At 50.0% G+C, this 14,430-nt stretch carries 13 protein-coding genes; 9 read left to right on the top strand and 4 right to left on the bottom strand.

Going from position 1 to position 14,430, the window contains the following annotated elements; translation table 11 throughout:
* Window positions 1-125: 125 nt before the first annotated feature.
* Window positions 126-488: a 50S ribosomal protein L19 gene (rplS, locus tag AAHB90_RS21345; protein WP_015814531.1), complete on the bottom strand. Its 363-nt coding sequence runs from the start codon at window positions 486-488 to the stop codon at window positions 126-128.
* A gap of 141 nt (window positions 489-629) precedes the next feature.
* Here rplS and AAHB90_RS21350 point away from each other — a divergent pair, with 141 nt between their 5' ends.
* Entirely contained in the window at window positions 630-2,111 is a 1,482-nt protein-coding gene (locus tag AAHB90_RS21350; RefSeq protein ID WP_342087232.1) for an NAD(P)H-hydrate dehydratase, read from the top strand.
* A gap of 46 nt (window positions 2,112-2,157) precedes the next feature.
* Window positions 2,158-2,385 (top strand): DUF433 domain-containing protein, encoded by a 228-nt coding sequence (locus tag AAHB90_RS21355; protein ID WP_342087233.1) that lies wholly within the window; start codon window positions 2,158-2,160, stop codon window positions 2,383-2,385.
* A gap of 28 nt (window positions 2,386-2,413) precedes the next feature.
* Here the strand turns inward: AAHB90_RS21355 and feoB are convergent, their stop codons facing one another.
* Together feoB and AAHB90_RS21365 are read right to left on the bottom strand one after the other, a co-directional pair.
* Window positions 2,414-4,549, bottom strand: coding sequence for a ferrous iron transport protein B (gene feoB / locus AAHB90_RS21360; protein ID WP_342087234.1), 2,136 nt, complete (start codon window positions 4,547-4,549; stop codon window positions 2,414-2,416).
* 28 nt (window positions 4,550-4,577) lie between these two features.
* The gene (locus tag AAHB90_RS21365; protein ID WP_019942477.1) at window positions 4,578-4,805 is read right to left on the bottom strand and encodes a FeoA family protein; all 228 of its coding nucleotides are present in this window, start codon (window positions 4,803-4,805) and stop codon (window positions 4,578-4,580) included.
* A gap of 259 nt (window positions 4,806-5,064) precedes the next feature.
* On the opposite strand from AAHB90_RS21365, the gene AAHB90_RS21370 reads away from it, so the two are divergent.
* The 6 genes from AAHB90_RS21370 to AAHB90_RS21395 all read left to right on the top strand — a co-directional run bounded on the left by AAHB90_RS21370 (window position 5,065) and on the right by AAHB90_RS21395 (window position 11,338).
* A complete protein-coding gene (locus tag AAHB90_RS21370; RefSeq protein WP_342087235.1) occupies window positions 5,065-5,727 on the top strand; it encodes a heme exporter protein CcmB in 663 nt (220 codons plus the stop codon).
* A 44-nt stretch (window positions 5,728-5,771) separates the two neighbouring features.
* The gene (gene ccsA, locus AAHB90_RS21375; protein ID WP_342087236.1) at window positions 5,772-6,455 is read left to right on the top strand and encodes a cytochrome c biogenesis protein CcsA; all 684 of its coding nucleotides are present in this window, start codon (window positions 5,772-5,774) and stop codon (window positions 6,453-6,455) included.
* Window positions 6,456-6,533: 78 nt separating this feature from the next.
* Window positions 6,534-6,758 carry a CcmD family protein gene (locus AAHB90_RS21380; RefSeq protein ID WP_342087237.1) on the top strand — a complete coding sequence of 75 codons (225 nt, stop codon included), beginning with the start codon at window positions 6,534-6,536 and terminating at the stop codon, window positions 6,756-6,758.
* Between the two features lie 5 nt (window positions 6,759-6,763).
* Window positions 6,764-7,198, top strand: coding sequence for a cytochrome c maturation protein CcmE domain-containing protein (locus AAHB90_RS21385; RefSeq protein ID WP_342087238.1), 435 nt, complete (start codon window positions 6,764-6,766; stop codon window positions 7,196-7,198).
* Window positions 7,195-9,795: a cytochrome c biogenesis protein CcsA gene (ccsA, locus tag AAHB90_RS21390; RefSeq protein ID WP_342087239.1), complete on the top strand. Its 2,601-nt coding sequence runs from the start codon at window positions 7,195-7,197 to the stop codon at window positions 9,793-9,795. Before AAHB90_RS21385 ends, ccsA (AAHB90_RS21390) begins: the two co-directional genes overlap by 4 nt.
* 163 nt (window positions 9,796-9,958) lie before the next feature.
* Window positions 9,959-11,338, top strand: a complete 1,380-nt coding sequence (locus AAHB90_RS21395; protein WP_342087240.1) for a flavin monoamine oxidase family protein — start codon at window positions 9,959-9,961, stop codon at window positions 11,336-11,338.
* Here the strand turns inward: AAHB90_RS21395 and AAHB90_RS21400 are convergent.
* On the bottom strand, window positions 11,335-13,887 hold the full coding sequence (locus tag AAHB90_RS21400; RefSeq protein ID WP_342087241.1) for a TonB-dependent receptor: 2,553 nt from the start codon (window positions 13,885-13,887) through the stop codon (window positions 11,335-11,337). The two genes, AAHB90_RS21395 and AAHB90_RS21400, sit on opposite strands and share 4 nt — an antisense overlap.
* 234 nt (window positions 13,888-14,121) lie before the next feature.
* On the opposite strand from AAHB90_RS21400, the gene AAHB90_RS21405 reads away from it, so the two are divergent.
* On the top strand, window positions 14,122-14,421 hold the full coding sequence (locus AAHB90_RS21405; protein WP_342087242.1) for a DUF3817 domain-containing protein: 300 nt from the start codon (window positions 14,122-14,124) through the stop codon (window positions 14,419-14,421).
* Window positions 14,422-14,430 lie beyond the last annotated feature (9 nt).

Here is a 14,430-nt window from a genome sequence, read left to right on the forward strand (position 1 = left end):
AAATCACAGGTGTCAAAGCAGCTTATAGCCTACGGCTTATTGCTTCTAACCCGAATAAAAAACAAAACCCTGCAAGAAAAATTCGCTTGCAGGGTTTTAAAATTTCGTGCCGAAGATCTTTTGGATTACTTCGTTGTTTTAAGCTCTTTAATACGAGCGGCTTTACCCTGACGGCCACGCAAGAAGAACAGACGTGAACGACGTACCTTACCACGACGAATCAATTCGATTTTCGCGATGCTTGGTGAAAGGATTGGGAAAACACGTTCAACACCGATACCGTTCGAAATTTTACGTACTGTAAAAGTTTCGCCAGCTCCGTTTACGTTACGACGCTGCATAACGGTACCCTGGAACTGCTGGATACGCTCTTTGTTACCTTCACGGATCTTCACGTGAACGTTGATCGTGTCGCCTGATTTGAAATCAGGATACTCGGATTTACGATTTTCAATCGTAGCTTCTACGAGTTTAATAAGTTCGCTCATGACGAGTGATTTTATGGATTTAAAATGATAGCTTGCTCCCAGCGGACGGGGTGACGCCCCTTCATTCAAAACAGCTTTTGAGAAAACGAGTGCAAATCTAGCACTATTTTTTTTCAAGTAAAAGCTTTTCCCGTGACTATCATGAAGATTTTCAACGTAGAACAGATCCGGGCGATGGACGCCCACACGATCGCACACGAGCCTATTACTTCCATTAACCTCATGGAGCGCGCCTCACAGGCATTTGTACGCTGGTTTTGTAATCAATATGTAAGTACCCGGCCTATCGCCATCTTCTGCGGCAAGGGCAACAATGGCGGCGACGGCCTGGCGATCGCACGCATTCTGAGCAGCTGTGGCTATGATGTCCAGGTTTTTGTCGTTGAATACACCCTGCATGCTACCGACGATTTCCATCAGAACTTTTTGCGGCTGGGCAACCATCTTACCCCCCGGCGTATACAGTCGGAAAACGATCTTCCGCAGCTAAGCAGGCAGGTTGTGTGTATCGATGCATTGCTCGGTTCCGGCCTGTCGCGGCCGGTTGAGGGCCTGCTGGGCATTGTAGTTAAGTATTTGAATAGCCTGCCCAATAAACTGATAGCAGTCGACATCGCCAGCGGCCTCTATACCGATCAGCCTAATAATCCTTCCGATATTATTATCAAACCCCGGTACACGATCACATTTCAGTTACCGAAACTCGCATTCATGCTACCACAGAATGCCGAATACGTGGGTGAATGGCATGTTGTTGATATTGGTCTGAGCTCGGCATACATCGCAGACACCAGCACCGACTACTATTTCACTGATAGGTCCGAAGCCGAAAAGCGTATTAAACCCAGACAGAAATTCTCGCACAAAGGCACCTACGGCCACGCGGTAATCATCGCGGGAAGCTACGGCAAGATGGGCGCTGCCGTTCTGTCGGGAAAAGCTTGCCTGCGCTCGGGCGTAGGCCTGCTCACGATGCACGTGCCCGCGTGCGGGTATGAGATCACCCAAATATCAGTTCCGGAAGCGATGGCGACCGTCGATGAATCGGAGAAATATATCAGCAAGGCCCCGGATCTGACGTCCGCGACGGCTATCGGCATCGGGCCGGGTATCGGACAGGACGCAGCGACAGTAAAAGCATTGGAAAAAGTACTGGAACAGGCCAAAGTACCTCTGATCATCGACGCGGATGCATTGAACATCCTTTCAACCAACCGGCATTTCCTTTACAAGCTGCCGGAAAACACGATCCTTACCCCGCATCCAAAGGAATTCCAGCGCCTGGCAGGTGAAAACAGCAATGAATATGACCGACTGGAAAAAGCGCAGGCATTTGCCGCCAAATACAAGGTTATTATTTGTCTGAAAGGCGCAAATACGGCTGTTGTCCTACCCAATGGCGAAGTCCATTTCAATTCTACCGGCAATCCGGGAATGGCTACCGGCGGCACCGGCGACGTACTTACCGGCATTATCACCAGTCTGCTGGCCCAGAAATACAACCCGGCCGACGCCGCAATATTAGGCGTTTACCAACACGGCCTCGCCGGTGACCGCGCCGCAGAAGCACGCGGACAAACGGCGCTGATCGCTTCGGATGTTGTGGAGCATTTAGGTTGGTAACTCGTACGATTTGAGTTAAATTTGGTTAATCAACCATTTATTTCTTATGGAATTTCTCGAAAGAATCACGATCGATCCAGCCATTTGCCACGGCAAACCTTGTATCCGGGGAATGCGTTGGCCTGTTGAAGTCATTATCGACATGCTGGGTTCGGGAATGGAGATCACCGAAATCCTGGAAGATCACCCGGAACTTGAAAGGGAAGATATCCTAGCTAGTCTGAATTATGCCAAAATGCTCGTATCCGGCCGGGCAATCAATGAAGCTGCATAATGAACTTCCTTTGCGACCTCTACACATTCTAACTCAACACCTGATAAACCACAAACGCCGAAACGTAAGCCAGCACGCTCAGGTAAGCCAGCTGGATCAATGGCCATTTCCAGCCGTGTGTTTCGCGGTAGACTACGGCGATGGTGCTCATACACATCATCGCGAATACGTAGAATATTAATAGGGAGTAGCAAACGGCCGGCGTGAACATCTGCCCGCCGGTTTCAGGGTTCTTTTCCTGAATGAGCCTTTGTTTTACTGTGAGAACATCCTCCGTATCCCCGCTGATGCTATAAATCGTAGCCATGGTCCCTACAAACACTTCGCGGGCTGCAAATGACGCGAGCAATGCAATGCCGATCTTCCAGTCGTAACCTATTGGCTTGATCACCGGCTCGATAAAGCGTCCAAACTGACCTGCATAGGAGCTTTCCAGTCTTGCAGACGCAACGGCGGCATCAATTTCCTCCTGCGGAGCCGCATTCATGGAAGCGACAACCTGCTGTTCGGCTACATCCATGCTGTCACCCGGGCCGTAGGAAGCCAATACCCAAAGGATAATGGAAATCGCCATAATGACCTTACCGGCTTCGAGTACAAAGGATTTAACACTTTCGTACATCGTAAACCCGACATGTCCCCAGCGCGGCAGCTTATAGGACGGCATTTCGAGCATAAAATAGCTCGGTTCTTTTCTTGGAATAAACAATGACAACAACCAGGCAGAGCCTAATGCGCCGAGCAATCCAAGCAGATAAAGACCGAAAAGTACCAAACCCTGCACGTTAAATATGCCCAGCACTTTCGTTTCCGGTACTACCACGGCAATCAGTATGGCGTAAATAGGTAAACGCGCGGAGCAACTCATTAATGGCGTTACCAGGATGGTCAGCAGGCGCTCGTAGCGGCCGCTGATGCTGCGGGTCGTCATGATAGCCGGTACAGCACAGGCCACACCGGAAATGAGCGGCACCACACTGCGGCCATTGAGTCCGAAGCGTCGCATGAGCTTGTCCATGATCACCATTACCCGCGCCATATAGCCCGATTCTTCCAGGATGGCGACCAAAGCAAAAAGGATAGCGATTTGCGGGATGAATATGATAATACCGCCGACACCGGCCATGATACCATCAGTGAGCAGGTCGTTCAGTACGCCCGGAGGCAATGCTCCTTTCACCCACTCAATTGCGGCGGCGGTACCGGCGTCGATCATGTCCATCGGGTAGGACGCCCAGGCGAAAATGGCCTGAAATACGACGAGTAATACCAAAGCGAATGTAACGTAACCCCAAACGCGGTGCAGCAAGATGCCGTCGAGCTTGCGGGTCCAGTATGGCTGCTCGATCGTTCCTTCCGACCTGACGGCTTTGGACACGATCGGTTTGATCTTTTCGTAGCGTGCTACGGTCTCGTTGGCAAGGAAGTTATTTTCGTCGAAACCGTATTTCTCGATCAATGCGTCGAGTTTGGCCCTTACCGGCTGTTCGAGGAAGGAGAAATTATCGTGCTGGCAGACATATTGTAATGCCACGTAATCATTATCGAGCTGATGAATCTCTTTCACCTCGTTGATCAGCCCTATTTCATTTTCTTTGGGTTCGTAAAAATACTGCAATGCAGGCTTTTCCGTCCGCTCAACAACCTGCTTTACAGCCTCTTTCAGCCCCTTCATACCCTCGCCTGTACGCGCGTTGATGCGCACGACGGGCACATTCAGCTGCATGGCCAATTGCACTGCATTCACGGTCAGGTTCATACTTTCAGCTACGTCCAGCATGTTCAAAGCCAGCACGGAAGGAATTCCCAGATCGCTTATTTCAGTAAAAAGGAGCAAGTTTCTTTGCAAATTGGACGCGTCGGCGACGATAACCACCACATCGGGAAAATCAGGATGTTTGGGATTGGCGAGGATGTCCATCACCACCGTTTCGTCCTTCGATTTGGGATAAATACTATATGTACCCGGCAAATCAACCAGTGTCACATGCGAATCGTCGTGACCATTCGCACCGGCAATACGGAATGTTCCGGATTTTTTCTCGACCGTCACACCCGGAAAATTGCCCGTTTTCTGGCGCATTCCGGTGAGTGCATTAAATAGCGTAGACTTGCCGGCATTCGGGTTACCTACCAGCGCAACTTTAATATTTCCCTGTTTCAATGGAGAGGCTGTATGCGGAACGCAATCTTTACTCTAATTCAATTACTGCGGCTTCGTTCAAACGCAACGACAGGCTGTAATGGCCGCCAACGTTGATGCAGATCGGGTCACCGAAGGGAGCAATCGCATCCAACCGTACTTCGCAGCCTGGCAAACAGCCCATTTCGAGCAGTTTCAGCGACATCGCGCGGTCTGTAAATGATTTGATTATGCCCTTTTCACCCTTTTTGAGGTGGGAAACGGTACGAGCCGACATACGTTCCTTATTTAGATTCATTTTATTTAAAGTACAAATAAAGCACTCTCAGACGGTAAATCAAACTTTACTTTCCCTAATGTGCCTACCGGTCGTTAAATCATTCAAAATCCTGATCGTTTTATTATTTCCCTCCGGCTTTGTGTCGTACTTTTGCAGCGCGAAACGAAGTCCCGAGGCCGGAAAAAGCGACGCTGGTTACATTACAAAAGCAAACCGAATGCCGAAAGCGTAAAGCCGAAGGCTCACACCAATCACCTTGAACGAGATTAAGACCCTGATCTGGAAAGAAGTAACACTCGAATGGCGCCAGAAATACGCCCTGAGCGGGATGTTGCTCTACGTGGTCAGCACGGTGTTTGTCTGCTACCTTAGTTTTAATCTCCGCCGCAACCAGCTCACACCGATCGTCTGGAATACATTATTCTGGATTATTCTGCTCTTCACGGCGGTGAATGCCATTGCAAAAAGTTTTTCGCAGGAACGTCACGGGCGGTTGCTCTATTATTACAACCTGTGCAGCCCTCAGGCCATTATCATTTCCAAAATCATCTATAACTCGCTGGTAATGACTGTGTTATCCGGACTCGGATTTGTATTCTATGCATTTGTAATGGGTAACCCGATCCAGGACAACGGTCTGTTTTCAATCTGTATCCTGCTGGCATCCACAGGTTTTGCTTCCGTACTTACACTCATCGCGGGCATTGCCTCCAAGGCCGACAATAGCGCCACGCTGATGGCCGTCCTGAGCTTCCCGATTATTCTGCCGATGCTCCTGATGACCATCCGCCTGGCCAAAAATGCCATGGACGGTCTCGATTGGTCGGTCAGCACCGATGAAATCACCACACTATTATCGATCGATCTGATAGTAATTACGCTCTCTTACCTGCTTTTTCCATATTTATGGAGAAGCTGAAAAACAGCAGGTTACAGGGCACAACTTTAAAGTATTAGTTTAAAATGAGAAAGATCTGGTGGAAAATCCTCTGTGTCGTGATCATCTTCTATGTGATCATCATGGGATTTATCGGTCCCGTTCCACGCCTTGCCATTATCAATGAAAGTATCCGCAATACTTACTTCCACGTGGCGCTTTGGCTTGCCATGACCACGTTGCTGCTGCTATCGATGGTATTTTCGGTCCGTTATTTAATGAAAGGGAATATCAAAGATGACGACATTGCCAGCGAAGTAGCGAAAGCCGCTATTTTCTTTGGCATACTAGGCTGCCTGACAGGCTCCGTCTGGGCCAATTACACCTGGGGAGATCCCTGGCCGAACGACCCGAAATTGAATGGTGCGGCCGTAGGCATACTCATTTACCTGGCCTACCTGCTCCTGCGAAGCTCCTTCGAGGACGAGCAGCGCCGGGCACGGATTTCTTCGGTTTACAACATTTTTGCATTTGCCGTTTTTATCCCGATCATTTACATCCTGCCCCGCCTTACCGACTCGTTACACCCCGGCAGCGGAGGCAACAGTACCTTCGGGTCTTATGATTTTGACAACAATATCAGAAAGGTTTTTTACCCGGCTGTGATCGGTTACATACTGCTGGGACTCTGGATCGCCGAGCTCCGCATCCGTATCAAGCAAATCAACCGCGTGCGCGAGGAGGCATTGATCGATTCGGGCAAATTGTGAGCATTTTGGCCTGATTTGGCCCATTTACAAACGTTTCAAAGTAAAATTTCGTTTAGGTTTAGTCCACTCATATATACAATGAAAAGAATTTCCCTTATCCTCCTGACCCTGCTGGCCATTTGCGGCCGTGCGTTCGCGCAGGAAGGCGATACGTCCGTAGCGATGGCCGACAAGCTCCGCGCCGACGGTAAAATCTGGGTCGTGGTGGCGGTAGTAGCCGTTGTTTTCGCAGGATTGGCCGTCAACCTTTTCCGCATCGATTCCAAGTTGAAAAAGATTGAAAAAGACCTCAATATCAAGTAAGCCCTATGAAAAAGATACAGATATTCGGATTGGTGATCATCGCGGTTGCAATTGGTATTATCGTTTCAACTGCCGGTGATGCAAGTACTTATGTCGACTTTACCAAGGCCAAAGAAATGGCGGCGGACGGCGACAATGAAAGCATTCACGTGGTAGGTAAGCTTAAAAAAGACGCTGCGGGCCAGATCCTGGAAATGGAATACCGCCCGGAAATCGACCCTAACCTGTTTGTTTTTACATTAGTAGACAATAACAATGTGGAACAAAAGGTGGTCTACAAAAACACCAAACCCCAGGATTTCGATAAATCCGAGCAAGTCGTAGTGGTGGGTAAAATGCGGGACGGCTCATTTTCAGCCGAAAAAATCCTCATGAAATGCCCGTCGAAATACGAGAACGGTAAAATGGAAACCACGGAACATACTGCCAAACAATCATGATTCACAGTACGATCGGAAGTGCAGGGCACCTGCTGGTTATAGTCGCATTTGTGTCGGCCATTCTGGCGACGTTCGCTTATTTTAAGGCGGGTATCGCAGGAGGCACCGTCGAAGAGACGCAGAGTTGGAAAAAGTTTGCGCGCGGCGTTTTCTGGGTGCATCTCGCAGCCGTGATCGGCGTGGTCTTCTCGCTTTACTGGATCATCGGTAACCATTATTTCGAATACCATTACGCGTGGAAAAACTCGTCCCTTTCCCTGCCGACCGGCTACACTATTTCCAGCTTCTGGCAGGACCAGGAAGGTAGCTTTCTCCTCTGGATCTTCTGGAACGTGGTATTAGGCGCAACGCTCATTTTCAGCAACCGCTCGTGGGAAGCACCGGTAATGACCGTTTTCGCGCTGGTACAGGCATTTCTGACCTCGATGATCCTCGGTGTCGTAATCCCGGGTCTTGATCTTAAAATCGGCTCCACGCCGTTCCTTCTGCTGAAAGAGGTAATGCCCGACCTGCCGGTGTACAAAATGGACCCGAATTTCATCCCAAAAGACGGTAACGGCCTCAATCCGCTGTTACAAAACTACTGGATGGTGATCCACCCTCCTACCTTGTTTCTCGGCTTTGCGAGCACGCTCATTCCGTTTTCGTTTGCAATTGCGGGTCTTTGGACCAAACGCATTCACGAGTGGATCCGGCCTGCATTGCCATGGTCGCTGTTTTCGGCATTGGTTTTGGGTGTGGGTATTCTAATGGGCGCATACTGGGCCTATGAAACGCTCAACTTCGGAAGCTACTGGAACTGGGACCCGGTTGAAAACTCCTCGATCGTACCCTGGATCGTGCTCGTGGCAGCCGTACACGTGATGATCATCGCCAGAAGGAATGCAACCGCATTGAAAACATCGTTCATTCTCACGATAGCGACTTTCATTCTCGTCCTTTACTCGACATTCATGACCCGTAGCGGTGTGCTCGGTAATGCTTCCGTACACTCGTTCACCGACCTGGGTCTTTCCGGCCAGTTGCTGATCTACCTTTTTACATTTATCATCGTGGCGGTTGGCTTGCTGGTTTACCGCTGGAAATCCCTTCCAAGCGACGAGGAGGAAGTGTCAACCTACTCCCAGGAATTCTGGATCTTCATCGGTGCAACGCTACTTTGCCTTTCTGGCTTTCAGATCATTGCAACCACCTCCATTCCAGTTTATAACAAAATAGCAGAGGCATTCGGTACCGTACTGAACATGGCGCTGCCAGCCGACCAGGTAGCACATTACAATAAATTCCAGCTCTGGTTCTTTGCATTGATCATCGTTCTCACCGGCGTAGGCCAGTATTTCTGGTGGAAAAAAACCGGTAAAGGCAAGTTGCAGGCATTGTACAACCCGCTATTGGTTGCATTGCTGATCAGCGCTGCCGTGATCACGTTCAAGCAGGTTCGCGACATTCAGTACATTGCATTGCTCACGACTTCGATTTTCGCCGTCGTAGCCAATGGAAATATCCTGCTGAACATTATTCGCGGCAACTACAACCTATCCGGCGGTGCTATCACGCACATCGGTGTGGCGCTGATGCTGATCGGGATCCTGTTCTCGTCTGCCTATACCAAAGTTGTTTCTATTAATAACTCCGGCCTGATGATCTCCCGCAGCGAGGAATTTACGGCCAACGACAATAAGGAGAACAAAGAAAACATTACCCTATGGCTCAACAAGCCGGAAAAAATGGGCGATTACATGCTCACCTGGCGCGATGTGCGCGTGGAGCCACGCCATATTCCGGGCTACATTCCGAAGAGCTGGGTTGATATTGTAGAAGGCGATTTCCACGCGGTAGCATTGCGCGACATTGAGTTGGATGGCCAGAAATACAACAAAAAGGGCGATACACTCGAAATTTTCCCTGAGAACTTCTACTACGAAATCGAGTACCGCGAGCCATCGGGCAAGATATTCACACTCTTCCCGCGTGTGCAGATTAACCCGCGCATGGGAGGCATCGTATCTTCGCCAGACATTCAGCGCAAGGTCGACAAGGACTTGTACACCTATGTTTCGATGGTGACCAACCCGACGGCCGAGCCTGTATGGAGCCAGACCGAAAGCTTTACGGTGAACCTGCGCGATACTTTCTTTGTAAACGACTACGTAGCCATTCTCGACAACGTAGTGCGTACCGAAGAAGTGGAAGGCATCAAGCTTGGCCAGGGTGATGCGGCTGTAAAAGCGATCATCCGCGTGCTGGACAAAGACAAGGAATTTGTAGTAACACCATCTTTCGTGATCCGCGACCGCATGGTAGCGCGCAAGCCGGAGGTAAGCAATGAGCTGGGCATGCGCATTCAGTTTAACGAAATCAACCCGCAGACCGGCCAGTTTACATTTGGCGTCAATACTACGCAGCGTGACTTCATCGTCATGAAAGCGACTGAAAAGCCGCTCATTAACATCCTGTGGCTCGGTACATTCGTGCTGGTGATCGGCTTTGTGATGGCTACCATCCGCCGTTTCAGGGATTTTGTAAAAATGCGGAACAAGGAAAGCGCACAGACAGAACCCAAGTCCAAACCAACGCCGAAAGTTCAGACAGCGTAAGCGTTTCTTTTAGAATACATTGCAAACCGGCCCGGCTTATTGATAGCCGGGCCGGTTTGCTTTTAATACCAGAAAGTAAGTAAAACCACCTCTCACTAAAGGTTTATTTGAGTTGCGTATACAGCCGGGTAGTTTTGAGGAACTCAATCGACCTCATTATATCATGGACAAGCCGCAACAACCCTCCCGGCGGGAGTTCCTCCGCCAATCGGCCCTGCTCGCAGGTGCCGCCGCTATTTCAACCCGCTCTTTCGGAAATATTTACGTCGGCAAGCAAACCCGCGTAATCGTGATCGGTGCCGGCTTTGCCGGGCTCGCCGCCGCTCATGCCCTCAAACAGAAGAATGTGGACGTGACAGTCCTCGAATCGCGCAACCGCATTGGTGGGCGCGTGTTCTCCCACACCATCGATCCAAAGGAAAACCTCGTCGTAGAACTCGGTGCCGAGTGGGTAGGCAACTCCCACGAGCGCGTACGTGCATTGTGCGATCAGTTCAAAATCCCTTTGCTGAACAATCAGTTCGATACGCACCTCATTTACCAGAACCAATATACCAAAGCCAACGCCTGGGATTTCTCGGATAACTGGAAACCCAAAATGAAAGCGCTGCTGGAAGGTTATAAAAAACTCGACGAAAAGCAGAAAGTAGAACTCGACAGCATCGACTGGTGGCGATATCTGGTCAACAATGGCTGCGAAGGCAAAGACCTTATCTTCCGCGAGCTGCTTGACAGTACCGATTTCGGCGAAAGCATCCGGCACATGTCGGCATTCGTTGCGCTGGCGACATTTGCGGAAAGCAGTGAAAAGAATGAAATGGACCTGAAAATGCAGGGAGGCAACACGATGCTGGCGAAGAAATTTGCCGAAAACATAGGAAACGACAATATCCTGACCGGCCATACCGTCAAACGCATTGAGCAAAAGGGTTCGGTGAAAGTTACCTGCGAAAATGGCAAAACTTTCGAGGCCGACAAGCTGATTTGCGCGATCCCGACATTCGCCATAAAGAATATCCAATGGGAACCAGGGCTACCGACGGAAAAAATGCAGGCTATCAACGAACTCCAATACGCCCGTATCAACAAGAATGCGATCCTGTTCAAAAAACGGTTCTGGAAAGATGAGAGCTTCGACCTGATAACCGACCAGACCCCGCATTACTTTTATCACGCAACTAAAAACCAGCCATCGCAAAAAGGCGTCCTCATTTCTTATACTATCGGGGAGAAAGCCGAACTCGTCGCCGCCCAGAACGACGAATGGCGAAAAGTAATGCTCGGACAGACACTCAATCCGTATTTTCCAAAAGCTAAAAAGCTGATCGAATCGCAGGCAAATTACTACTGGGGTACTGATAAAATCTCACAGGGCGCCTACGCGATGTACGGTCTCAACCAATGGTTTTCAACACGCCCTGCATTGCAAAGGCCCTTTTTGCACACTTCTTTCGCCGGTGAACACCTTGCCGACTGGCAGGGTTTCATGGAAGGCGCGGTTATCACCGGCGAAATGGCTGCTGCGGAAACTATTTCTGTTTAAAACCGAAGTCCCAGACGCGTAAAGAAGAAGGCGCCATTGCTGCCCATTTGCACCGGGTCCCAGGCACCGCCCGACTCCGTCAATGCAGGCAGCGACATATCCGGATAAACATTCAGGATATTGCTCCCGCCGATCGACAAGGAGATATTCTTCGTGAATTTGTAGTTCAAAGTAAGGTCTGTCTGAATTTTGGGGCTGTATGTATCGATCATATAGTCCCAATTTGCCAGCTTAACTTCCCCGAAACGGATAAACCGCAGCATCGCGCTGAATTTGCTCACCGAGTAATCGAACGTAAGGTTAATCTTGGAAGGCGGAGCCGATGCGAGCACAAAACGGCGTTCGCGCTCGTCGAAGTAAATATCCTCTTTTCCGGCCAGCTTAGGTACTGTATTCACCGGACCGAGTTTCATCCAGTTGAAATTCGCAGCCACTGTGGTGCTCAGTCTGCCGACACCCAACGGTGCGGAATGCGCCACGATAACATCCAGCCCTTTCGTAGTGGTATATTCCAATGCATTGGTAAAGAACTGCGCCTTTCCTACCCGCAAATCTTTCAGCAATGCACCTATATCCTCATCGTCGTCGCTGAACTGGCCCGTGAGTACTACGCGGTCTTTCACTTTTACATAGTAACCGTCCACCGTAACGGAAAGTCCGGAAACCGGCGTGAAAGTAATGCCCAGGCTTGCGTTCTGTGAAGTTTCCTGTTTCAGTTGCGGAATGCCCAATGCTTTCGTGACGGCACTGTTGTTGTTGGCAAGCAGCACTTCCACCGGCTGGCCGTTCACGAAGTTCGTAAATGTCGAATTGAAATACTTCTGGGCAAGTGAAGGAGCCCGGAAGCCCGTGCTTACCGAACCGCGCAATGCCAATGCATCGGTTATTTTGTACCGCATGCCGAGTTTACCGTTCAATGTGCTTCCAAAATCACTGTACCGCTCAAAACGGCCGGCTACATCAATCAGAAACTGTTTGGTAACATCCGCTTCGAGGTCGACGTAGGCGCCTACGTTCGAGCGGGTGCGGTTTGTCTCGTCGGCAGGGCTGTAACCGGGAAAACCTTGCGAGCCGCCGGCGAACGCAGGGTCATAGTTACGGTAGGAAGCCTCTTCGCCCGCGAAGATTTTGTAACGTTCCGTCCTGAACTCGCCCCCGAAGGCTACGTTAAGTCCTTGCATGATGTTTTTGTAAAAACGGCTGATATTCAAATTGGTAACGTTTTGCCCCAGCTGGAATCCACCGGCGTCAAACGAGGTCTGCGAACGCTCCCCAATCGACCTGTTCAGGGAATTTTTAACACCGAAATGAAATTTATTGAAACCGTAAGTATTGCTCAAATCAATGTCCCACGACTTCCATACCCCGCGGATACCTGCCGCGACGGAACGGTCCTTGATTTTACTCGTAATGATGGGATCGAATCCGTTGGGATAAATCGAGGGAATGTTACGATCGTCGTCCGCGAATCGCGTCCAGGCGTAGGCATCGCCGCTGCGCTCGTTGAGGCCTCCGAAGCTGTAAAACTGAAAATTGCTGCCGAGCGGTATTTTCGTATTGTAGTAAATGGCCGCATTACGGATTTCCGGGTCACCGTACTGGCGGCGCGCAAGTTCCGACTCGCTGGCAACCGTGTTAGCACGGTTGGTGTGGTCGCGGGAATTGTAATCGGCCGTCACATTGAGAAACCCCTTTTTAGCGATTTTCACGCCATAGTTGGCATTGATATTGTAGTTCAGGCCATCGAATTTCTTGTCGTCAAAGCGGTATTTGGCTTTGAACATCCCTGCATTCGCATTCACTGTCAGCTGGTCGGTGCTTTCTTTCAAAACAATATTGATCACGCCCGCGATCGCGTCCGAGCCATATTGGGCCGCCGCACCGTCGCGCAGGATCTCGATCCGCTCAATTGCCGCCGCCGGAATCGCATTCAGGTCGGTGCCCGTATTTCCCCTCCCGCGTGAGCCGAACAAGTTCACCAAAGCGGATTGATGCCGTCGCTTGCCGTTGATGAGCACCAGCGTCTGGTCGGGTCCCAGCCCGCGCAGCGATGCCGGGTCCACGTGGTCGGCCCCATCGGAACCAGTCTGACGGTTGGAGTTAAACGACGGCGCGGCGAATTGCAAAAGCTGGTTCACATCGAGCTGGCCCTGCTTGGTAGTTACCTCGCGAATGTCAATCACATCTACCGGCGCGGGCGTATCGGTCGACGAACGATTAAGGTTCCGCGAGCCTACCACGGTCACCTGGTTTAGCACGGTAGCATCCGAAAGCGCAAAATCCTGGTTTGCAGTGCCGTTCAGCTCTCTTTCCAACTTGTTGTAGCCGACGTAGGTCACTACGAGCGTGGCATTGTTATAGCCAACTGTGAGATTATAAGCACCGTTTTCACCGGTGACCGTACCGTTGCCGGTACCTTTTTCCAATACGGAAGCGCCAATCAGTGGTTCCCCTTTTTCATCGGTAACCTTCCCGGTTACTTTCAGGCCCTGCGCATAACAATAACAGGAGAGGAACACGAAAAGCCATGTTTGACAGATCAGTTTCATAGGATCGTAATGAGGTGTAACATTTGCCAAATATGCAATATTCGTTCTTATATCAAAGGGCTTCCAAAACAAAATTTCACAAATGTTCACTTTTACAGAATTCATTTAAACCTTCGGTTACATTTAGGTAAAATGTAATATTTCCGGGCAAAAGCTTTTTTGAACTTCCTGCGTTTCAAGGAGCTTGATGTGTATCTTTGCCGGTAAAATGTGTTTTTACTATTTTGATTCTCTATGGTATCCGAACTGATCAAATCGGCATTGGGCCGCCTGCGCATTATTGCATTTCTTGAAGGCATTTCCTTTCTCGTACTTTTGGGCATCGCAATGCCCCTGAAATACTTTGCCGGACTTCCACAGGCCGTGCGCGTCGTGGGGATGGCACACGGCGTATTGTTCGTGCTTTTCGTGCTCCTGCTTATCCAGGTCGCGATAGAAAAAAGCTGGTCGTTCAAAAAGTCGGCCTTGTCATTCGCTTCTTCGCTGGTACCATTCGGGACATTTTATGCAGATTCCCGCTGGTTCAGAAACTGAGTATCCCCG

Origin of the sequence: Dyadobacter sp. OTU695 (assembly GCF_038440355.1) — a bacterium.
Lineage (GTDB): Bacteria > Bacteroidota > Bacteroidia > Cytophagales > Spirosomataceae > Dyadobacter.